At 47.0% G+C, this 22,110-nt stretch carries 22 protein-coding genes and 1 riboswitch; of the genes, 9 read left to right on the top strand and 13 right to left on the bottom strand.

Going from position 1 to position 22,110, the window contains the following annotated elements; genetic code table 11:
• Window positions 1-18: 18 nt before the first annotated feature.
• Both KNO72_RS00265 and KNO72_RS00260 read right to left on the bottom strand, forming a co-directional pair.
• A complete protein-coding gene (locus tag KNO72_RS00265; protein WP_214756976.1) occupies window positions 19-1,035 on the bottom strand; it encodes an iron-containing alcohol dehydrogenase in 1,017 nt (338 codons plus the stop codon).
• A complete protein-coding gene (locus KNO72_RS00260) occupies window positions 1,032-2,207 on the bottom strand; it encodes an aminotransferase class I/II-fold pyridoxal phosphate-dependent enzyme (protein WP_214684227.1) in 1,176 nt (391 codons plus the stop codon). Before KNO72_RS00260 ends, KNO72_RS00265 begins: the two co-directional genes overlap by 4 nt.
• Window positions 2,208-2,285: 78 nt before the next feature.
• Window positions 2,286-2,385, bottom strand: a riboswitch (SAM riboswitch).
• Between the two features lie 158 nt (window positions 2,386-2,543).
• On the opposite strand from KNO72_RS00260, the gene KNO72_RS00255 reads away from it, so the two are divergent.
• From KNO72_RS00255 to KNO72_RS00245, 4 genes are all read left to right on the top strand, one after another.
• Window positions 2,544-3,644: an AI-2E family transporter gene (locus tag KNO72_RS00255; protein ID WP_214756973.1), complete on the top strand. Its 1,101-nt coding sequence runs from the start codon at window positions 2,544-2,546 to the stop codon at window positions 3,642-3,644.
• Between the two features lie 268 nt (window positions 3,645-3,912).
• A complete protein-coding gene (locus KNO72_RS15580) occupies window positions 3,913-4,629 on the top strand; it encodes an MFS transporter (protein WP_251028247.1) in 717 nt (238 codons plus the stop codon).
• 42 nt (window positions 4,630-4,671) lie between these two features.
• Entirely contained in the window at window positions 4,672-5,157 is a 486-nt protein-coding gene (locus tag KNO72_RS15575; protein ID WP_256440177.1) for an MFS transporter, read from the top strand.
• 143 nt (window positions 5,158-5,300) lie between these two features.
• Window positions 5,301-6,794, top strand: a complete 1,494-nt coding sequence (locus tag KNO72_RS00245; RefSeq protein WP_012726351.1) for a peptide MFS transporter — start codon at window positions 5,301-5,303, stop codon at window positions 6,792-6,794.
• Between the two features lie 41 nt (window positions 6,795-6,835).
• On the opposite strand, the gene KNO72_RS00240 is transcribed toward KNO72_RS00245, so the two are convergent.
• Window positions 6,836-8,131, bottom strand: a complete 1,296-nt coding sequence (locus KNO72_RS00240) for a glutamine synthetase family protein (protein WP_047795294.1) — start codon at window positions 8,129-8,131, stop codon at window positions 6,836-6,838.
• A gap of 189 nt (window positions 8,132-8,320) precedes the next feature.
• Between KNO72_RS00240 and KNO72_RS00235 the strand changes: the two genes are divergently transcribed.
• On the top strand, window positions 8,321-9,358 hold the full coding sequence (locus tag KNO72_RS00235; RefSeq protein WP_214684221.1) for an SDR family oxidoreductase: 1,038 nt from the start codon (window positions 8,321-8,323) through the stop codon (window positions 9,356-9,358).
• 29 nt (window positions 9,359-9,387) lie between these two features.
• Here KNO72_RS00235 and KNO72_RS00230 read toward each other — a convergent pair whose 3' ends face one another.
• Both KNO72_RS00230 and KNO72_RS00225 read right to left on the bottom strand, forming a co-directional pair.
• Window positions 9,388-9,708 carry a YflT domain-containing protein gene (locus KNO72_RS00230; protein ID WP_078146948.1) on the bottom strand — a complete coding sequence of 107 codons (321 nt, stop codon included), beginning with the start codon at window positions 9,706-9,708 and terminating at the stop codon, window positions 9,388-9,390.
• Between the two features lie 79 nt (window positions 9,709-9,787).
• The gene (locus tag KNO72_RS00225; protein ID WP_012726355.1) at window positions 9,788-10,012 is read right to left on the bottom strand and encodes a hypothetical protein; all 225 of its coding nucleotides are present in this window, start codon (window positions 10,010-10,012) and stop codon (window positions 9,788-9,790) included.
• Between the two features lie 96 nt (window positions 10,013-10,108).
• Between KNO72_RS00225 and KNO72_RS00220 the strand changes: the two genes are divergently transcribed.
• Together KNO72_RS00220 and KNO72_RS00215 are read left to right on the top strand one after the other, a co-directional pair.
• Entirely contained in the window at window positions 10,109-11,167 is a 1,059-nt protein-coding gene (locus KNO72_RS00220; protein WP_270812121.1) for a GTP pyrophosphokinase, read from the top strand.
• Window positions 11,168-11,255: 88 nt separating this feature from the next.
• Entirely contained in the window at window positions 11,256-11,693 is a 438-nt protein-coding gene (locus tag KNO72_RS00215) for a MarR family winged helix-turn-helix transcriptional regulator (protein WP_078146949.1), read from the top strand.
• A gap of 87 nt (window positions 11,694-11,780) precedes the next feature.
• Here the strand turns inward: KNO72_RS00215 and KNO72_RS00210 are convergent, their stop codons facing one another.
• The 5 genes from KNO72_RS00210 to KNO72_RS00190 form a co-directional block, all read right to left on the bottom strand.
• Complete coding sequence (locus KNO72_RS00210; protein ID WP_214684219.1) at window positions 11,781-12,296, bottom strand: class F sortase; 516 nt, start codon at window positions 12,294-12,296, stop codon at window positions 11,781-11,783.
• A 73-nt stretch (window positions 12,297-12,369) separates the two neighbouring features.
• Window positions 12,370-13,167 (bottom strand): DUF4397 domain-containing protein, encoded by a 798-nt coding sequence (locus KNO72_RS00205; protein WP_012726359.1) that lies wholly within the window; start codon window positions 13,165-13,167, stop codon window positions 12,370-12,372.
• Between the two features lie 249 nt (window positions 13,168-13,416).
• Window positions 13,417-14,124: a glycerophosphodiester phosphodiesterase gene (locus tag KNO72_RS00200; protein WP_214684217.1), complete on the bottom strand. Its 708-nt coding sequence runs from the start codon at window positions 14,122-14,124 to the stop codon at window positions 13,417-13,419.
• Entirely contained in the window at window positions 14,121-15,593 is a 1,473-nt protein-coding gene (locus tag KNO72_RS00195; RefSeq protein ID WP_214684215.1) for a carboxypeptidase M32, read from the bottom strand. The genes KNO72_RS00200 and KNO72_RS00195 overlap by 4 nt, the downstream gene beginning before the upstream one ends.
• A 74-nt stretch (window positions 15,594-15,667) precedes the next feature.
• Window positions 15,668-17,200 carry an FAD-dependent oxidoreductase gene (locus tag KNO72_RS00190; RefSeq protein ID WP_214684213.1) on the bottom strand — a complete coding sequence of 511 codons (1,533 nt, stop codon included), beginning with the start codon at window positions 17,198-17,200 and terminating at the stop codon, window positions 15,668-15,670.
• A gap of 199 nt (window positions 17,201-17,399) precedes the next feature.
• Here KNO72_RS00190 and KNO72_RS00185 point away from each other — a divergent pair, with 199 nt between their 5' ends.
• Window positions 17,400-18,371: a D-alanyl-D-alanine carboxypeptidase family protein gene (locus tag KNO72_RS00185; RefSeq protein WP_251028245.1), complete on the top strand. Its 972-nt coding sequence runs from the start codon at window positions 17,400-17,402 to the stop codon at window positions 18,369-18,371.
• Window positions 18,372-18,716: 345 nt separating this feature from the next.
• Entirely contained in the window at window positions 18,717-20,198 is a 1,482-nt protein-coding gene (gene putP / locus KNO72_RS00180) for a sodium/proline symporter PutP (protein ID WP_078146955.1), read from the top strand.
• A gap of 49 nt (window positions 20,199-20,247) precedes the next feature.
• Here the strand turns inward: putP and KNO72_RS00175 are convergent, their stop codons facing one another.
• The 3 genes from KNO72_RS00175 to KNO72_RS00165 form a co-directional block, all read right to left on the bottom strand.
• Complete coding sequence (locus KNO72_RS00175; protein ID WP_078146956.1) at window positions 20,248-20,553, bottom strand: hypothetical protein; 306 nt, start codon at window positions 20,551-20,553, stop codon at window positions 20,248-20,250.
• Window positions 20,554-20,568: 15 nt separating this feature from the next.
• Entirely contained in the window at window positions 20,569-21,123 is a 555-nt protein-coding gene (locus KNO72_RS00170) for a hypothetical protein (protein ID WP_012726366.1), read from the bottom strand.
• A gap of 79 nt (window positions 21,124-21,202) precedes the next feature.
• Window positions 21,203-22,024: a YihY/virulence factor BrkB family protein gene (locus KNO72_RS00165; protein WP_214684210.1), complete on the bottom strand. Its 822-nt coding sequence runs from the start codon at window positions 22,022-22,024 to the stop codon at window positions 21,203-21,205.
• Window positions 22,025-22,110: the final 86 nt, after the last annotated feature.

Raw genomic sequence — 22,110 nt, 5'->3', positions numbered from 1 at the left:
ATATTACTGATAAAAGAATTATTTGTAAACTATTTCTTGAAGATTTCTTAAAATTTCTTTTAATTGCTCGGTATCTTCGACCTTGTGAATGCCTTGAATCGTCATTTCTTCGACGACATAATCGACCAACTCATCGATTTGGTCAAATCGAATCCCAAGTTGGTCAAGTGACGTCGGAGCGGCAATCGCTTGTAGCCAATTGTCGAGGAATGAGGCGTCTTCGGATGAGGTCAATCGTTCTTGAACGATCAGCCCGAAGCCTACCTTGTCCCCGTGCAACCAATGATGCGTCGAATCAAAACGACTGAGTGCGTTATGCACCGCATGGGCGACGGCGACTCGGGTGCCGGCGTCACCGAATCCACCAACGGCACCACCGATGGCGAGGACATGATCGACGATAGATCGGATGTCCGCGCCATAATGGCGAAAATCATCTTCACGAATGGACAAATCCATCAACGCTCCGCATTGCGCCGCAAGTGAGAGCCCCGACTGAATCCCTGCGTCCCTTGATGTTGTTCCGCTAATATATCGAGCCTCGAACCACTTTGCGACCGTATCGATGACACCAGCCTTAAAATAGTCGTAAGGTGAATCACGTAACAGTCGTTCATCCGCAATGACGCGCTCGATGACGACGGGGAACGTATCATATCGTAAATATGTACCGTCTTCTCCATAGATCACGCTGAGCGGGGTGAAGGCGGCACAGTTTGACACAAGTGTCGGAATGACGATGAGCGGGACCGACTGGGTAAATGCAATCCGCTTCGCCGTATCAATCAATTTACCGCCACCGACGGCAATCCAGACGTCAGGTCGATGCGCTTTTAGTCGTTCGACTTCTTCGTCTGAACATTCCCCCTTGAATCGTACGCTCGGAATTTCTGCTAGACGAGGAGACACGCGAATCGCTTCACCGTATCCGTTAAATCCTTTCAAAACGAGTGCATCCCGATTCCCAATCAGTGAGTAAAGTTGATCGAGCGCATCGTTCGAATGGTCGTATTCCAGCACCGCTTGTCGAATCATTGATGGACCTCCTCATAGGCTGCAAACAGTCTCTCAATCCGTTCTACCGCTTCATCAATCTTCTGTTCAGACGACACGAGACCAAAGCGGATGTGGTGCTCCCCCTCCGTTCCAAAAAAGTAGCCCGGTGTGACGGCGACGCCCGCCTCATGTAGTAACTTCGTCGAGAATGATTTTGCATCGCCTTCAGGCACTCTCGCCCATACGAAGAAAGAACCTTTTGGTGCCTCAATCTCCCACCCTGCCCGGCGTAACCCATCAATCAATCGGTTTCGTCTTGTTTCGTAAAGCGAGGCTAGGTCGTCACGTATGTCACGCGGGGATTCTAACGCCACGATGGCTGCCTCTTGAATGGCAGAGAACACAGAGACGTGGACATGATCTTGGTACGTATTGATCGCCTCGATGATATCTGCATTTCCGACTGCGAACGCGACACGCCATCCCGACATGTTGAACGCCTTCGACATCGTATACACCTCAATCCCGATTTCTTTTGCCCCGTCTGCTTGGAGAAAACTTGGCGGGACATGCCCGTCAAAGCCAATACTTCCATAGGCGAAATCGTGTACGACCATCAAATCATGGTTTGTGGCGAATTTAACCGTCTCCTCAAAGAAGGCTGGCGTCGCGACAGCGCCGGTCGGATTGCTCGGGTAGTTCAAATACATGAGTCGTGCATGAAGCGGATCGAGCGTGGTGTAATCCGGGAGATAGCCGTGCTCTTCCTTCAACGTCAAATCGATGATGTCCGCTCCGGCGAGACGCGCTCCCGAGATATAATCGGGATAGCCAGGGTTCGGGAGCAAGATGCCTTCACCCGGCTCAAGAAGACACTGAGGCAACGTGATGAGACCCGATTTGCTGCCAATCAAAATCGCCACTTCTTTTGCTGGGTCGAGGTCGACTCCGTATTCACGTTGATAGAATGCGGCCACAGCTTCTTTTAGTCGAGCCTGTCCCCGGAACGGTCCGTATTGATGGGTCGTCGGGTCGGTCAATGCTCGTTCAAGCGCTTCACAAATTGGAGCTGGTGTCGGTAAGTCGGGTGTGCCTTGTCCGAGTCGGATGACGGTCTTGCCACTCGCCTCGACTGCCGCGACTTCTTCTGCTAATCCGACAAAGTGTTGTGTCGGTAATGATTTTAATAACTTGGAACGTCTGTCTGCCATGATGGGTCCTCCTCATACGAAAAAACACCCCTTTCTGAGGAAAGGGGTGCTCGATACAGACGTATGTAGTCAACCACCTTTCCATCTCTCAAGGTCACCTTGCTGGAATTAGCACAGTATTTTGCAATCTGTTGCTGAAGCTTCATCGGGCCAGTCCCTCCGCTTCTCTTGATAGAAAGTGTCATTCGTTATGTAATTTTTGTATGTCCCTAAGTTAACCAGACATTCCCAACGGTGTCAAACATTTTTTTCAAAGAGAACATCTATTGAATCCTTTTCAAAAAACATTCATAGTAAAAGAGTAGAAAAATTATATTTGTATGAGGGGATAGAGCATTGGAGCTTAATCGTCAACTTATTTGGAAACTGAGTGTAATCGGACTGATCTTGCTCGTCTTATGGCGGGTCATCAGTGAACCGGATACCATCTCACGTGTCTTACAATACACGTTTCAGTTACTTACCCCTATCATCATGGGGATCGCCATCGCCTTGTTACTCAACACCGTACTCTCTTATATTGAAGAACGGTTCCACTTGAAGCGATATCAAGGACTACTCATCGTCTATATCACGTTCATCGGCATCTTGGCGATTTCGGTCGTCACGTTGTTCCCGCGGATTTACTCGAGTCTGTCATCACTCATCAATGAGTTACCGGTTTATATCCGTCAAATCGACGTGTTTTTAGGTGAAGTGAACAATTACTTGAAAGACTATAACGCGACGATCGCCCAAGCGATTGATTTTGCGCGCTTCGAGGATCGTTACTCTGGATGGGTCGAGACGGCCGTCCTCTCTTCCGTTAGTTATGTCTCTAGTTTTACAATGACATTGATCAACTTCTTGATTGGGATTGTAATCTCCATCTATTTGTTAAAGGACAAAGAAGTCTTCGCTCGTATGTTCAAGCGTCTTCTCTATGCGCTATTACCCGTCGGCACTGCGAAGACGACAATCGATATCTTTCAAGAGATGGATTATATCTTTAAGCGATATATCATTGGGAAGTCGCTCGACTGTCTGATTATTGGAGTGCTAGCAGTCATCGGACTCTTGATCATCGGGGCCCCATATGCCCTACTTCTCGGAGTCATCGTCGGCGTCTTAAACTTCATCCCATATGTCGGACCGCTACTCGGGATGATCCCGGCGTTTATCATCACCTATTTTTATGATCCGTTCACCGCCGTCTTGGTACTCTTGTTCATCTTCTTGTTACAGCAGTTTGACGGATTGTGGCTCGGACCAAAGATTCTTGGAGATAGTGTCGGCATCACACCATTTTGGGCCATCACATCGATTATCATCGGGGGAAGTCTGTTCGGCCTCGTCGGGATGTTCGTGAGCGTGCCGATCACGGCCATGATTCAAGTGGTCTTGTCTCGCCTCATCGATTATCGACTGAACCGAAAAAATCTAAACGAATTACTTTGATTCACCTCATAAATTTGTTGACACATTGAGGAAATGTGTCATACAGTTGAGGAGAAGAACACAATTAACAGAAAGGAGAGGTTCCCATGTCAGTAGTATCTTCGAAACCATTCACTCAAGTTCATACTGATTGGCAGGCACCTCTTCGATTGATTCATATCTAAGACGCCTGCCTATCGAGGCATGCATAAACAACGTGGGACGTCGTATGCCTTTATGCATATGACGTCCCTTTTGTGTCTAAAATTAAATAAAGCAGGTGACCTGTATGTTTCAATCACTCAAGCGGCTCGACCGCAACATTTGGATTCGTTTTTTAGGGGAGACGATTACGGGAATTATGATGTTCATGATTGCCCCATTCCTTGTTCTCTACTATAGTGACCAGTTAGATAGCTACCTTCAAGTCGGAATCATCATGGCGACTGGCCCGATCATGGCGCTCCTCGGTTCGATGATCGGAGGACGTCTAGCAGACCTGTATGGTCGAAAACCAATCATGATGATCGCCATCATTGGGGACGCACTTGCCCTCATCGGATTTGCGTTCGCCGACTCGTTCTGGCCGCTTCTTTTATTGAACGCGATGCTCGGACTGACGAACTCGCTCTTCCACCCTGCCGCAAGCGCGATGGTCGCCGATGTCACGGAGCCAGAGCATATGAACGAAGCGTTCGGACTTTTACGGATGGGACATAACATCGGCGCTGCATTCGGTCCACTTCTTGGTAGTGCGGTGCTGTTCATCGACCGCGAGCTCATCTTCTTTGCGGCGGCATTCATCTTTGGACTATATGCGATTGCGCTCGGCACGTTCATACATGAGTCGTTGCCCGAGTTTACGGAAGATGAGACTCCAAGCAACCGGGAAGTGTTGCGCCTCTTTTATAACGATCGCGTGTTTCTCGTCTTCATCTTTGCGGGTATATTCATATCAATGGGATTCTCCGTCGTCGAGAGCATGCTACCACTCTTTTTAAAATAATCGCTCCCGACGTATACCGCACAACAGAACCCATTCCCGTATCTGTTAGCACTGAATGGAATCATGGTAGTTCTTTTCCAGTTCCCGATTGCTTCAAAACTCGGGAACAAGCCGTTCGGTAAGGTCATGTTAGCAGGAGCGACCGTATTTGGTATCGGTATGATCTTGCTTGCGATTGTGCCTAGAGCCTTGTTCGCACTCGATACCCCTTACGTGCCACTCGTCGGGATCTTACTCGCCGTATATGCGTTTTATACGTTAGGTGAGATGATTATGTCCCCTGTTCAGCAGACATTCATCGCCTTGATCGCACCGGAGAATATGCGTGGTGCCTATAACGGTGCAGCGAGCATCCAATGGCTGATCGGCGGTGTCACGGCACCAATCATCGCAAGTCTCTTTTTTGACAATCGTGCCGGACACATCGCTTTGATCCTCATCGGTGGAGCGAGTTGTTTATCAGGCATCATCTATTGGCAGCTCGGACGTCATGTCCAAGCGACGGAAGCAAAGCAAAAGACGGCTTAACCGCTCATTGACCACACTCTCTGATTTCGGAAGTGTGGTCTTTTCATTCTTTTCATCTTTATTAAAATTTGAAATTATCATTCAATTCACTTTACAATCATAATAATCCTTTTTATGATAAAACGGTTAAGGAGGGATCTTTCATGGAAAGGATCGATAAACAAACAATCGTGGATAGTGTTCCACAAAAAGGCTTCTTCGGACAACCGAAGGGGTTGTTCACTTTATTCTTCACTGAATTTTGGGAACGTTTCTCGTACTATGGCATGCGGGCAATCCTCGTATTCTATATGTACTATGAAGTCTCTGAGGGAGGACTCGGTCTCGACCGAAACGTCGCACTCTCAATCATGTCCGTATACGGCGCGCTCGTCTATATGTCCGGGGTCATTGGGGGATGGCTTGCAGACCGGATTTTCGGGACGTCTCGCGCGGTATTCTACGGTGGTGTGTTCATCATGCTCGGACACATCGTCCTCTCGATTCCAGGTAGCGTCGTCTTCCTGTTTATCTCCATGGCGTTGATTGTCATTGGTACGGGTTTATTGAAACCAAACGTATCCAGTATCGTTGGAGACATGTATAGCGAGACGGATCGCCGTCGCGACGCTGGATTCAGTATCTTCTACATGGGAATCAACTTGGGTGCGTTCATTTCACCACTCATCGTCGGTCAAGTACAAAAAGACTATGGATTCCACTGGGGCTTTGCGCTCGCAGCCATCGGGATGTTCGTCGGACTCGTCGTCTTCGTATTGACACGCAAGACGAACCTCGGCTTAGCTGGTTCGTATGTACCGAATCCATTGACGCCTGATGAGAAAAAGAAAACGATTAAAATCGTCAGCATTGTCACCATTGGAATCGCTGTTTTACTCGCAATCTTGATTCCACTTGGATGGTTCACGATCAATACGTTCATTTCACTCGTCGGGGTGTTCGGTATCGCGATTCCGACCATCTACTTCATTATCATGTATCGTAGCCCGAAAACGACTGAGGTCGAGCGTTCGCGAATCATCGCCTACATTCCGCTATTCATCGCCTCGGTCATGTTCTGGGCAATCCAAGAGCAGGGCGCAACGATTTTGGCGAGTTATGCTGATACACGAACTGACTTAGAGTTCTTTGGGTTCACGTTGTCACCAGCATGGTTCCAATCACTGAACCCACTGTTCATCATCTTACTGGCACCGGTCTTCGCTTGGTTATGGGTCCGACTTGGTGACCGCGAACCGAGCATTCCGACGAAGTTTGCTTTCGGGATCTTGTTTGCCGGGATCAGTTTCTTGGTCATCCTGCTCCCTGCATACTTCAGTGGTCCAGATGCCCTCGTCAGCCCACTCTGGCTCGTCTTGAGCTATTTCATCGTCGTGTTGGGAGAACTCAGTTTGTCACCGGTCGGTTTGTCGGCCACGACAAAACTCGCTCCAGCTGCCTTCTCGGCTCAAACGATGTCGCTCTGGTTCTTATCAAACGCTGCTGCACAAGGGATCAACGCACAGCTCGTCAAGTTCTACACACCTGAGAATGAGACGCTATACTTCGGGATTATCGGTGGCGTCGCCATCGTCTTAAGCTTGATTCTGTTCGCACTCGCACCAAAAATCAAAGTGTACATGCGTGGAATCCATTAACCATCAAAAACGCCAGCCGATCGAATCGGCTGGCGTCATTTTTATTTTCGCACTTGAATGAGTGACAAGTAGCGATCGATCATATTGTGGTTAAAGTAGTCATGGAAGTTATCTTGTTTCAGTGATTGGATCGATTCATGGAATGTCGCAGGCAGTGATGCGATTCCTTGGCTCTCGATTTGCTTCGCAGAATACTCGAACAAGTCATCCTCGTTCGGAGAAGACGGAACGAGCTGTTGCTCGATTCCTTCAAGTCCCGCATAAATGAGCGCGGCAAGTGCCAAATATGGGTTCGCACTCGGGTCAGGATTTCGGACCTCTACACGAGTCGCACTTCCACGGGAAGCGGGGATTCGAATCATCGAACTGCGGTTCGATGGGCTCCAGCATATATTGACAGGTGCCTCGAATCCAGGAACGAGACGCTCGTATGATTCCGGTAGTGGATTCGTGAAGATTGCTGTGGCACGGGCATGCTTCAAGATTCCCTCGATGAAATGACGTGCCGTTTTCGACAATCCGTAATCCGCATCGACTTCGTCGAACGCGTTGGTCGTCGGATTTCCAGACTCATCATTCTTCCAGACAGAGATGTTCAAGTGCATTCCAGAACCATTCACATCACGCAACGGTTTTGGCAAGAATGAGACGGATGCCCCTTTCTCCTTCGCCGCAATCTTGACGATTTCTTTAAAGAACTGAATGTTATCCGCCGTATGGAGTGCATCATCATACTTGATGCCAATCTCATGTTGCGCAGGAGCGACTTCATGGTGAACAGCCTCAATATTGAACCCGACACCGCTTAGACGGTTCGCGATGTGCTGTCGCACTTCATATCCTTTATCCTCTGAACGTGTCGAGAAATATCCGGCCTCGTCATAAAATTCTCCGTTCTCGTCAAAGATGAAGAATTCCGGCTCTGCCCCGACGAATACCGAGTAGCCATCACGTGCTGCACGTTCAAGTGCATCCTTCAATACATTACGTGGGTCGTATTCATATCGCTCTCCCTCCGGAGTGCATACGTCACAGAAGAATGCCAAAATATTTTCCTCGCCGTCTTGCTCATACCGTGGACGATCTAAATCCGGTCTCAAGAATAAGTCTGAGTTTTTGATGGAAGAGAACCCGTTGATTGAAGAACCGTCAAACATCGTTTTTCCCTCAAAGACTTCAGGCAACAATTTTGCCGAAAGCGTCAAGAGTTTTAAATCACCGAGAACATCTGAGAAATAGAGATGGATTTGGGTGATGTTTTTCTCTTGTACCGTTTTCTCAATATCTTGTTGCTTCTTTTTTGCGTCATCCTTGTCTGTTCCGAATAGATTTGCCATGATTCGTTAAAACCTCACTTCAATAGATTTGACAGGCAAGCTGTCTTTACGCACCGTTCGTACGCTTCTCTATAGTTCATAACCGAGTTCGATTTTTTCTAAACATGGAATTTCAGCAAAGGCAAAGTGGCTACATGCGACAAGAGTTGATATGATGGGTAAAGAATGTCACAGAGAGGGAGAACGCGATTGCATATTTTTATGACTGGTGGAACCGGATTTTTAGGAGGGCGACTCGCCAAAGAATTGATTCAGCGGGGGCATCGCGTCTGCATGTTGGCGCGAACACCGGAGAAGGTACAAGCACAATTCACCGCTGAAGAACAAAAGTCGATTGATGTGTTACCAGGCGACTTGACGTCACATGCGCTCGGTGCTAATGAAGCGTTCATCGAGACATATAGAGGGAAGATTGATTTATTCCTACACATGGCTGCACTCGTCAAATTCGATGAAGAATTGCGCGATGAATTGTTCGAGACCAATTTGACCGGGACGAAAGAGGCCCTTCGCTTGACCAAGCTGATTGACTGCCGTCGCTTTTTCCACGTGAGTACGGCCTACACACTTGGCGCTAAAGAAGTTGGCGGGGAAACACTGTACGACGTGTCGCAATCTTTTTTGAATCCGTATGAAGAAAGCAAGGCACACGCCGAGCAGGCGGTCTGGGAGTCACGGGATGAGCTTGATGTGTCAATCTTCCGACCGGCCATCATCGTCGGAGACTCGAAAACAGGAGAGGCTGACTCAAAATTTACGATGTACGGATATATGCGTGCTCTCGAACTGTTCAAACGGAAATTGGAACGACGTGGGCATGACGTCGAGTCGATTCGATTGATTGGCTCAGCGACAGGTACATCAAACCTTGTCCCTGTCGATTATGTCGCGGATGTACTCCTCGCTGCCATCGAGCATGCGAAGGCGGGTACAATCTATAACGTGACAAACGACGCACCACCAAAAAATGAAACGATGCTCGACTATATGAAAGAGTCGTTAGCATTCCCGCATTTAACAATCACGGAGACACCGACATCGACACTCAGCTCAGTCGAACAGTCGTTCAACGATATGGTGAAAGTATTCAATCCGTATTTGAACCGGAATATCACGTTCCGTGACGACAACACGAAACAATTGCTACAGGATGCTGGATTCGCTCCGCTCCGTCTCGATCAAAAATCGTTACGTCGCATCGTGAATGCCTATTACAAAGCAAAATAAAAAATGGACCGATTTTTCCGGTCCATTTTTTATTTATCGCAAACTAACACGATTTTACCATCTTTGATTTCACGTTCGAGTGAATCCACCATCTCTTTTGTGAGTCCAAGACTCTCCATCTGTTCCATGCGATCTTCTGAATTGCTCGTGAATTTCGAGAGCAACGACTCGAACATTCCTTTTTCCGGAATTCGATATGGTTGTACCCCGGCCTCTGCTGCCAATCGAACGGTCAATTCCTCATCTTTGGCGAACAAATAGATATGCTCATTCACACATCCGCCTGACACCATCTCATTCACTTCATGGTCCACCGTCGTCATATCATTCACTACTCTTGTCTCTAACATGCCCCATCCTCCTAAACGTTCACAGTCATGGTTTTCACTGTTTTTGTTATTCCCGAAAAATGAGGTGGTAAACATCAAATCAACTCGATTCTTCGTTCATCGTCCATTCTTCGATGGCGAAATGTTGCACGATCCCCTTGATGCGATCATGTTCCCCTTCCATTTGAGTCTGCCCCTCTAACCGAGCGGTCACCATGAACTGGCAATCTATTGCTCGTATGCGAGATATGCGATACCCTGCTTGTTGCAACAATCCAGCGATGATCTCGATTTTTTCTCTCTCAACTGAACGGAATGTATGCATCCAGCCCACCTCTTTCTGTTTCGTTCCTTATACATGCTATCATATCGTTTCTAGTGTGTGATGCTATACTATGGATAGAGAAAAGGAGTGAGTTCTGTGCCAAAACAAGACTTGAATACAATCATGCTTGAATATTTGAATGAAAAAGAAGATTATGAAGCGTTTGCCACAAAGTTGAAAGCACTCCTCAGTGAATTGTTGACAGAAGCTGGCATCCAGTTTCATTCAATCGTTGCCCGTGCCAAAGAAGCGGACAGTCTATATGCCAAACTTTCACGCAAACCTTATCAATATCGTTCATTACGAGACGTGCAAGACTTGGCCGGAATACGGATTGTGACATACTTTCATGACGACGTACGAGCCGTCGCGCAAATCTTGGAAGATGAATTCACCATCGATCGTGAACAGTCCATCGACAAGTCGACATTGCTCGATGCCAATGAATTCGGTTATCTTTCCGTTCATTATGTCGTGGAACTGAGTGAGAAACGCCTTGCGCTCGGTGAATATCGCCGTTTCGCAGAAAAAGAAGCGGAAATTCAAGTCCGCTCCATCTTACAACATGCATGGGCAGAGATTGAACATGACCTCGGCTACAAAAATCCGAATGCCGTGCCGCCTGAAATTAAACGAAGTTTCAGCCGGGTCGCCGGACTCTTGGAGATTGCCGACTCCGAGTTCGTGAACATTCGAAAACAATTGCGGACATTCGAACAGGAGACGGTTGAACAGATTCTCGACTCCCCTGAAAAAGTGACCATCACACGTGATAACCTGAATTATTATATCGCAAATGATCAAACGGTTGAGAAGCTAGACAACGCGATTTTCCAGAGCGAATGGTTGCTCGAGACCGATCTCTCTGCCATTGTCGAACTGACCCGAATGTTCCATTACGCCGATATTCGTACGTTTAAAGATTTGAGCGATACGCTCTCCACTTACTTCACACAGGCAGTTCAGTGTGCGACATTACTTCCATCTTCCCTCTTGCCGAGACAAGGGATGGGTGTCGTTTATGCCGTTCTCGCTAAACTGTTAGCGGAAGGTGATGACCCACAGATTGAATTTTTCTTTAGACGGTTCTATCCGGACTTGAAACATTATGAAGACATCATTCAACAAATTCGGGCAAAAGACGAGCCCCTATAACTTTACAGACAACATGTTTTTAATGTAGAATGTTTCTATGTTCTGAAGTATATATGAATAATATTATCGCCAGGAGGTAGTTTCGAGGATGACAACACCCGTACAGACCGCTTCACGTCGTCAGCTCGTCGCAGACGCTGAACGTGGAATCCGGATGAACTATCGCGGAGTGAAAAAAAATCTCCGTTCGATGTTCTCACAATATTTGACCCGCAATGAATTCTTCATTCTACGTTCTCTTTGTCAACAGAGTCCTCAAATCGCCTCTGCTCTGTCAAATGAGTTTCAATTTTCAGCCTCGATGATCACCGCACTTGCCGATGAGTTGACGAAAAAAGGATTGATCTCTCGCGAACGTAGCGAGCGTGACCGCCGTGTCGTTGAACTTCAGGCAACGGATGAAGGTCGTGAGTTGTTTGAGACGCTAGAGAGCATGAAGATTGAATATTTGATGGATGTCTTCACTGATTTTTCAGATGACGAACTCATTGTACTTTCAAAATTATTAGATCGTATGGATGCTTAATCCGACTATAGCCCTTCACCGTAAAGGTGAAGGGCTATTTTTTGCGAAAAAAAGAGATGCGACCCATCGGTCAGCATCTCTTCATCTTTACGTTTCAATCAGGTGTGCCGTGACCACAATCCGGTCCCGATACCCAAGGTTTTCGTCATACGGTCCTGCACAAGTGATCAATTGAATACGCTTTGACTGAGTCGCCGCAAAAATGGAAGCGAGCGGCACTTGGTCGAGGCGATACTGTTTCACACTGACCACTTCATACGTTGCGACTTGGTCTTTCCGTTGGAGCGTCACCAGTTCTCCGATCGGAAGTTGATCCAGATTCGCAAAGATAGCTGGACCATTCAGATCATCTAGATGACCCGATAGGACGACATTCCCCGTTGCGCCTGCTTTGGCTCCGTATTGATACCAACCGACTTGATTCACGTCAGACGGTGTGTCCATTCTTCCAGCCCCATCCTTCCCGACCGCTTCAATCGATGTATCAACATCGATTGAAGCTATGACCAGCCGGGCAGGGACGAAACTGTTCGAATGAAACGTTTGTCGATCGACCTGCTTCGAGGTCAAGACCTGCGGTTCGGCAAATTCAGCCGTTGGCATCACAAACGGTTTGTCAGGAGCTTCCGCTTGAGCGCTCCATACGAGAAATGTGATTGTTCCTAAGAAAATCAGTTTAAGCGTCTTGCTTCTGACGACGAAAGACGTAGAATCCAGCTGCTGCCGCTCCAACCACTGCTGCCGCGAGCAACCAGTTCATTGAAGCTGTTTGAGCAAGACCACCTTGTCCTGTTTCAGGAGCCATTGCCATTTCCCCACCATCAGCGGCGAGAAGGACTTCAAACGCTGGTTCTCCTTCAAGGAGTCCGATTGCGAATGCTGTATAGTTTTTGCCACCTTCAAGTGCAACACCGTCAAGTGCTTTGACGACGTCAGTCGCTCCAGCGGGGCGGACTTCAAGGTCATACGTTCCAGCATCGAGTGTGCCGTAATCACTTACTGCTTTGAACTCGAGGTTTGAGAAGAGTGGGTCGCCACCTTTAGGTGCGACATCAACCGCTGGTGCATCTGGTGCGAAGTGAGCGACACGAACTTTCGATTTACCATCTTCAAAGTTTGCATCGTCTTCCATTGCGGCGATTTCAATGTTTTCAAGTTGACCGATTGCAGCGGCTGTATAGAACTTGCCTGCCTCGATCGAAAGGTCTGCTGCGACGACGACTGTTTCAGCGTCACCTGCCGGCTTGATTTCAACGTTGTAATCGCCTGCAGGAAGTGTCAAGTAGTCTGTGAGATCCTTGAATTCTGCTCCCTCGACCGCGACTTCCCCATCCACGTACACGTCAACTGCCGGAGCATCAGGTGAAGCATGTAGCACACGGACCATCGCGTTTTCATGTCCATCCGCGCTAACCGGTAAGACGAAAGCGAAAGCCAGTGCTAGAGTACCCAGTAAAGACATCAACTTCTTCATGTGAAATTTCCTCCTTTTGATCTTTGGTAACCCACAACGTGCATACAACAAATGTGATGCAGTGCTACATGGTGTGCTACATCTGATTGCTATGTAGCTCGGTGACATCTTAAACTTAAGACAATCCGACAATGACGTAAAGGGGACACTATGCCCTGAATGTGCTCCGATATGCTAACGGACGAAAGCGCTATCTTTACATAAAATGTAGTTCCCTTCCAACCAAATATAGAACCACTCAGTCGGCGACTAAGTGGTTTCGTTTGCCCATTCGATATCATTGACAAAGATGGCATCGACTTGAAGTGCCATACAACGCTCAAGTTGATGTTGTGTTTTAATCGTATACGGTCTGATCGGAATCCCTCGACCTTGCAACGAGCGTACTTCTTCGTCTGTGATCCGATCGATGTGTGGGTGGACCGAATCCGCTCCGACGAATCGAAGATATCCGGAAATGTCATAAAGCGGCTGTGCAAGCAGAATGGCCGCTTCGATATCCGGTCTCATCTGTTTCAATCGGTGAATGGTCTCATGATTGAATGAGGAAAAGAGAATGCGGGACGCATCAATTCCAGCGGATTCAATGGATTCGATGATGCGAGATTCGATTCCTTCATATCGAAGGACATCCGTCTTCACTTCTAAGTTCAAAATGACCGATTCCTCTTTCACCAGGGCGAACAGCTCCTCGAGCGTCGGGATGTGTTCTTCGACCCCATGATGTACCCCGGCATTAAACTGTTTAAGCTCATCATAGGTATAGAGTGAAACTTGCCCTCTTCCGTCGGTCGTCCGTTCGAGCGTCTCATCATGGATGAGCACGAGGACGCCGTCCTTTGTCATATGGACATCCGTTTCAATCCCATCTGCTCCGGTTTCGAGTGCGAGCCTGAATGCCGACATCGTATTCTCCGGACGATGTGCCATCACGCCACGATGTGCAAATCGTTTCATTTGGCAACTGTTTGATATTTCTTCGTCAAATATCGAACGAGCGGTTGGACCGAAATCGCTTGACCCGTCACTTGTTGAATGAGTTCGTTCGGGGTGAGACGTTTTCCATATTGATGAACGTTCTCCTGTAGCCACGCTTTGACCGGTTCAATTTCACCTTCTGCAATCAATGTCTCAAATTCCGGAAGATCTGATTTCAACGTTTCTGTCAATTGGGCCGCATAAATCAATCCGAGGGCATAGCTCGGGAAGTATCCAAACGAACCGCCTGCCCAATGGACGTCTTGGAGGACTCCTTTGGCATTCGACGGGACATCGAGTCCGAGATACTCTTTATACTTTTCATTCCATGCCGCAGGAAGCTCATCGACGGACAACGTCCCTTGGATGAGTGCCTTCTCGAGCTCATAGCGGATGATGATGTGTAGACTGTATGTCAATTCGTCAGCCTCGATCCGAATCAGAGATGGTTTCGCTTCATTCACACCTCGATAGAAAGTGTCGAAGTCGATTGCATCGTATACCGGATGAAGCGATTGTAGTTTCGGATAGACGCGACGCAAGAACGCTTCGCTTCGTCCGATGAAGTTCTCAAAGAAGAGCGACTGGGACTCATGAATCCCCATCGACGCACCGCCACCTAGCCCGAGTTCATCGAGCATCGGGTCGATTTGCTGCTCATACGTCGCGTGACCCGCTTCATGCATCGTACCGAACAGTGCATTTCTGAAATCTGCTTCATCATACTTCGTCGTAATCCGGACGTCGCGGCGGTTGATGGTGATTTCGAACGGATGTACTGTCGCATCCAATCGACCACGTGATAAATCGTAAGCGACGACATTCATCCAGTCATGACAAATGGTTTCTTGAACATCCGCCGGCATCGACCAGTCCAGAGAGAGCGATTCTTTTGGGAGCTGCTGGATGAGAGGAACAAGTTCGTCTCGGAGCGAGGCGAATAATTCGTCTAAGAGCTCGACCGTCATGCCCGGTTCGAAATCATAGAGCAATGCATCGTACGGATGTTTCTCATAGCCGAAATATTCCGCAAATTTTTGCTGGAATTCGATAATCTGTTTAAGGTATGGAGCGAACATGTCCCAGTCGTCCTGTTCTTTCGCCTTTTCCCATGCCGTCTCGGCTTCCGAAACGAGTGTTACATATGCTTGATATTCATTGTGTGGAATCTTGGCATTCCGTTCGTATTGCGTCTTCGCGATTTCAAGTGACCGCGCCTCGACGTCAGATAAATCCTTTTCATCTGCCATCCGTTCTAGTAATGAAGCGAACGACTCACTCGTCTGTCGTTTGAACGCCTCAGTCGATAAATAACCGATCGTTTCTGCCCGAAGCGGTGCCGACTGTTCCGGCATTTGTGTACGCATGTCCCAATACAAGAGCGAGATCGCCTCATCGAAGGAACGCAGTTGCTTAAAATGTTCACGCCATTCTTTTGTAACTTCCATCTGTCTTTCACCCCTATGTGTTATTCTGTTCCCTTTCTACTTTATTATAGATGTCAACCTTTGCCTACACCAGTTTACAAATCTTCTCGCTTGCTGTAGGAAAGTGGTTTTATGGCAGGACCTTCTAAGACGTTGCCTTTTGCATCGAAACGAGAGCCGTGGCATGGACAATCCCATGACCGCTCGGCATTGTTCCATTTCACTGTACAGCCGAGGTGCGTACAGGTCAGGTTGACGACATGGCATTGGTTATCCAAATCTCGATAAACGCCACTCGTCTTGCCATCAACTTGCACGACCCCACCCTCGTCTAGCTGTAGGTCTTTTACATCTTTTCGTTCAAATAGCCGATCGACTGTCCCTTTCGCAAATTGAGTGGCAGTATCTAAGTTCGTTTTAAGAAATGCACTGATATCACTAGATTTAACCGTTTGACGGAGCGGTGAGACCAGATTGACGAATCGGTTCGGACGACCTGTGAGTTGATCCGCGAGCAAGGTCCCGGCAGCGATTCCGTTCGTCATCCCCCATTTTGAAAAGCCAGTCGCCACAAAGAGATCTGGTTCTCGCTTGAACATTTGGCCGACATAAGGAAGCCCGTCTAAGGTGACAAGATCTTGAGATGACCACCGATAGGATGCCCGATTCGTTTCGAAATGTGCCTGGGCATCATGCTCTAATCGATCATATCGGTTACGCGTGTCAGTGACTTGCCCCGCCGTATGCCCTTCACCGCCAACTAGTAAATAGGTCTTTCCGTTTTCCTCATAGGACCGAAACGAGCGTTTGCTCTGTCCTACCTCTAAGTACATCCCTTTAAGTGGTCGACTCCGCGATTCACAGGCGACAATATACGATCGCTCAACAGAAAATTTCGACACATATAACCCGCGCAGGTCATTGAATGGATAATGGGTCGCGATCACGACTTGATTTCCTTGTACTCTTCTACCGGTAGAAGTAGTGACTACAGGACGCGGTCCTTGACTCACTTCCGTCGCTCTAGAGTTTTCATAAATCTTCCCACCGAGTTGAACAAAACGATTCGCTAATTCACGTAGATATTTCACGGGGTGGAATTGGGCTTGGTCATGAATCACCAACGCCTGCTCGATTGAAAACGGGAGCGCTTTTCTGACTTCTTCCGTCGCTTCTCCCCCGTCAATCTTTAAGCGACGATACGCATCCAGTTCTTTCGTAAGTTCTTCGTTCGGTTCCCTAGAATAAAGAAACGATTGTTCATTCGAGTGATCGCAGTCAAACCCTTCTTCGATTTGATTTTTCAAATAGACGAGCGCTTCTGAGTTGAACTCGTAATATAAACGCGCGATGGATTCATCAAAACGACGAATCAGCTTATGATAAATCGTCCCATGTTGAACGGAACATTTTGCTGTCGTATGTCCCGTCGTCCCATGTCCAATCTCAAACGCCTCTAAAAGCGTCACTTGCCTCCCTCGTTTTTGGAGTTCATAGGCGCAGACGAGTCCTGCAATCCCTGCCCCGATGACGACGACTTCGGTCGATTCCGAAACGGAAAGGGATGGGTACGGCGTCCCAGTATCATGTTGACGCCAAATGGAGTTCGTGAACGGATAACGATGCATGACGCATTCTCCTCTCAAAAAGTGACATCTTTACCCTTATACCCGAAACACAATTCTTTCATCGCCGATCAATCATTGACCTAGTTCTTTATTTTAACAGCGAAAAAAATAAGCGTTTTCTATTATGTTTATAGAGTAACCAAAAAAGGAGGGACTTTTGTTGACCCGAAGAAGGAGACACCGAAGAAGAACGTACATCATGCGAAGAATGATTGCCGCAGTCGTTTTGCTCGGAATCATCGCACTGATCCCGACGTTGGTCGGATTTAAACAAGATAAAGAGGCAATGACACCAGCAGAGGCTTCCACACCAAAGGTCGAACCGATGAAGCAAGGTCCGGTTTTTCCGGAGATCGATATGGGTTCATGGCGGCCGAGTGAGGCGACATTGCTTTCAAATGAAGAAATCCCTGTCGGCGCGTTGACCTTCGTCAATGTGACCAACCAAGAGATATTAATCGATAAAAATGCCAATGACCGTGTGTTTCCAGCCAGTACGACCAAATTGATGACAGCACTTCTCGCCTATGAAAAGGCGTCTGCAGCGAATGAGCTCGACCAGCCGATCATCACGATTCAACAGTCGACACTCGACATTCCATGGGATAGCCACATCGCACATCTTGCCATCGGAGATACATTGACAGTCCGGCAAGCACTTTACGCCACGCTACTCGAATCTGGAAACGATGCTGCGAACAGCCTTGCGGAATACACGAGCGGGTCGACCGAGGCCTTCGTTCAAATGATGAATGACCGAGCAAAGGTTTTAGGATTGACTGGAACGCATTTCGTAAATGCGCATGGCTACTCGGAACCGAATCATTATACGACGGCGAACGACATGGCTAAAATCGCCTTCGCATTCAGTACATACCCGGAGTTGATTGAAATTGCCGGGACTTATGAATTTAAAGCCGAATTTAAAGATAAAGACGGTAGCGGCAAACGTCGTTGGTGGTATCACCTCGGTTCATCGGTTAATGAACGAAGTGTCAACTACTCCAAGTTTGTGACCGCCACGAAGACGGGTTATACGGACGAATCCGGATATACCATGGTATTCATCATGAAACATAATAGCGAAACATATATCTTGGTTACGATGCAGGCGAAGTCTGGACAAACATTCCCGACGATGCGACTCGTTGAAGAAAAAGCATTCAAATAAAGAAGTAAAGAGCATTCAAAGATGCTCTTTTTCTTATGATTAAAAATATGTTTTCTGAAAATTTTCCCATAAATATTACATTCATGTTACACAGGAAAGTCCTCAGCATTTCAAATATTCATAATATTTAAACTTTTTATTTGAAAATTTTAGCCTTCATCCGTTGGTATAATGGGCTTTAGAGCCGATTTTATGAAAAAGTGTCAGTTTGCAATCATTTCAAAGGTTCTGTAAGGTAAAGCACAAGTTCGCATTTTCAACTTTTGTTTTTAACTGTGTGATGTCTTCACACAATCGCGAACGAGTTGATTAAATAGATCTTTTAACTTAATAGGAGGTAATTCAATGTTATGGCAAGAATGGGTATCCATCGCGCTTTATCTCGTGATGATGCTTCTTATCGGATACGTTGCTTATAAACGAACGACCGATTCATCAGATTATATGTTAGGTGGCCGTAAAATGGGGCCAGGTGTTACAGCCATGTCAGCCGGAGCTTCGGATATGAGTGGTTGGATGTTAATGGGACTACCGGGTGCAATGTATGCAACTGGACTATCAGCAATTTGGTTAGCCGTTGGATTGGTCATCGGAGCTTACTTGAACTACTTGTTAGTTGCTCCACGACTTCGCGTCTTCACAGAGATGGCGAACGATTCGATTACGATTCCAGATTTCTTAGAGAATCGGTTCCGAGATCACTCGAACTGGCTACGGATCCTTTCTGCATCCGTCATCATCATCTTCTTCACGTTCTACACGTCAGCTGGGCTTGTATCCGGCGGGAAGTTGTTTGAAAGCTCATTCGGATTAAATTATCAGACAGGTGTCATTGTCACAATTAGTGTCGTCATCTTATACACCCTCTTCGGTGGATTCACGGCAGTTAGTTGGACGGACTTCGCACAAGGTGTCATCATGTTCTTGGCGCTCGTGCTCGTACCATTTGTCGCTTTAACAGATATCGGTGGAGTAGACACTGCTGTCAACTCTGCAACGACAATCAATGCCGATTTGTTCGACCTCTTTAAAGGGACGACGACTCTCGGGATTATCGGTCTCCTCGCTTGGGGACTTGGTTACTTCGGTCAGCCACACATCATTGTTCGCTTTATGGCAATCCGTGATGTGAAATCATTGAAAACGGCTCGTCGTATCGGGATGAGCTGGATGACAGTATCTATCATCGGTGCCGTCATGACAGGGTTCGTCGGAATCGCTTATTTCCGAGGACAAGGAAATCCACTCGGGGACCCGGAAACAGTCTTCATTCAATTCTCTGAAGTCTTGTTCCACCCGTTCATCACTGGTTTCTTATTGGCAGCCATCCTTGCTGCGGTCATGTCGACGGTATCGTCGCAATTGCTCGTCACATCATCTGCATTGACAGAAGACTTCTATCGTAAATTCTTCAACAAAGATGCAAGTGAGAAGACGATGGTCCTTGCCGGACGTGTTGGTGTCTTGCTAGTAGGAGTTGTAGCGACGCTCATGTCACTCAACCCATCAAGTACAATCCTTACACTCGTCGGATATGCATGGGCTGGATTCGGTTCTGCATTTGGACCAGCAATCCTCTTGTCACTTTACTGGAGCAAGATGACGCGTCAAGGTGCCCTCGCTGGTATCCTCGTCGGAGCCATTACCGTCATTCTCTGGATCGTCACTGGACTTTCGACAGTCCTTTATGAAATGGTACCTGGCTTCTTCTTGAGTATGTTGGCAATCGTGCTTGTCAGTAACTTTACTAGCCAGAAAGAACAAAAACGTATTAACCGTGAATTCGGTGAAATGGAAGCTGAATTGGCAGCTGCGAAGAAAGAGTAACGATTCACACAAAAACTCGGTTCCCTATAAAGGGACCGAGTTTTTTGTTTTACATCGATGCTGCGATTAACCAGACACGAATCACAAACGGTACGAGAACCAACACGAACATTGCGTTTCGCATCCACCGATTTCGGTTCCAATAGTACGCCATTAGTACGAACGGATGCAATGCGACCAATTCGTATGGATTGAACCAAAACCATGTGAGAATCAGTACGATTAAGAAGTACAATACTGATTTTTCTTTCGACGTTCGGTATTCACGCCACATATCATAGGCGCCTTTAAAGAAAGCGATGAATGTTGCAATCCAGAATACGATGACAATCACATTATCAAATCCACTAAACAACTGAGTAACCACCTTTTAGGAAGGATTTTCTACATAAAAACCGCCCCAGTAAATATGACGGTACGTAAACTCTTTTCCACTTTCTACAGTAATCACAATTTCATCTTCCGTCAACACGAGGACATGAACCGGTACCTCACCTTGTCGAAGCATCGGGCTAAATAATTGAAACTGTTTGTTTAACCATTTGCGCTCTGAAAAGTTTTGATAGTGATGTAGAGAAAGCATCGGATGGCTCAAGTATGCAGCTCCAACTATCGCGACAGCGATCGGTGGCGCGCCGATTTCCATCATGAACGAGAAGACGAGAACAAGTGATAGCAATCCGTAACCGAACTCTACTAATTCCATGAGAGATGCCCGACTGGCTATCACATACTGAATTACACGAAACATGAGATACAAGATGATACTGACAATCAAGTACTCAGAGAATGGCGAATGGCGGAACGAGACGTCTAAATAGAACAAGACAGGTAACAGTAGGATCCATTTCCATAGATGTAAGGCGAGGTAAAACAATGATTGATCGATGAAACGACGATTGTGTACGAGCCGTTGCATATCCATGTTTCCCACCTCCGCTTTGATGATGTGACCTTACGATACCATTCCCTATTCTTTCGAATGATAACTAGCAATTACACGTCTAACGAAGTTTTTCTTTCCTCTCGATTAACGTCGCATTCAACAGCCCACCAAGCAAGATGACAGAGGCAGCGAGATAAAACCAAATCAATAAGACGATGAACGCACCGAGTTGACCATAAAACTGTTCATAGTTTGCGAATTGTGAATAGTAACTAAACACGTTCGAGACGAGCAGAATCCCTACTGTTGCAAAAGCGGCTCCGGCCCAACTATTTTTAAATGTTCCGGACACACTTGGCAACCACTTATATACAAATACGAATACAGTGAATAGAAGACCTGTTCCGATGATCCATCTGAAGTAAAACCAAATCTGCGCATATGTCGTGACAATCTCATCGATGAACAACACGTATGAAGAGATTTCTCGAAGTGCCGTCTCAATCACAGGGACAAGCAATGAAAATGGCAACACAAACATGAGCGCCAAGGTGATGGCGATATCCTGTAAGACGCCCCTCCAAAAGGCTTTATTACGAACAGCCCGGTAGGCATCGTTCAATGCTCGCACGAGAGATTGTACGGCCATAGATGAGATCCAGAGTGCTGGTAAGATACTGAATGATGCCAATTTCAATTTGGAGTTGTCGAATACGGCTTCAATGTTCCCTTCTAATAGCTTGTAACTGGCTTCAGGCATGATGAGTGATAACGCTTGAATCACATCGCCACTCGTAAACGGCAAAAATCCGACAATCCCTAATACGAATAATAGGAACGGGAACGTGGATAGAATGAAATAATAGGCCAACATGGCCGCTTGATCAAAAAATCGTTCCGTAAAAAATCGCTTGACGACTGTCAAAAATACTTGTTTCATCGATACTCTCTACTTTCTTTTAATAAAATAATAGCGGTATTTGAAATAAATAATTTGAAATGAAGAGGAAACCCCTGATGCCAGGG

The organism is Exiguobacterium sp. s123 (genome assembly GCF_018617075.1).
Taxonomy (GTDB): Bacteria; Bacillota; Bacilli; order Exiguobacteriales; family Exiguobacteriaceae; genus Exiguobacterium; species Exiguobacterium profundum.
This window is presented reverse-complemented; position numbering and strand designations above follow the sequence as displayed.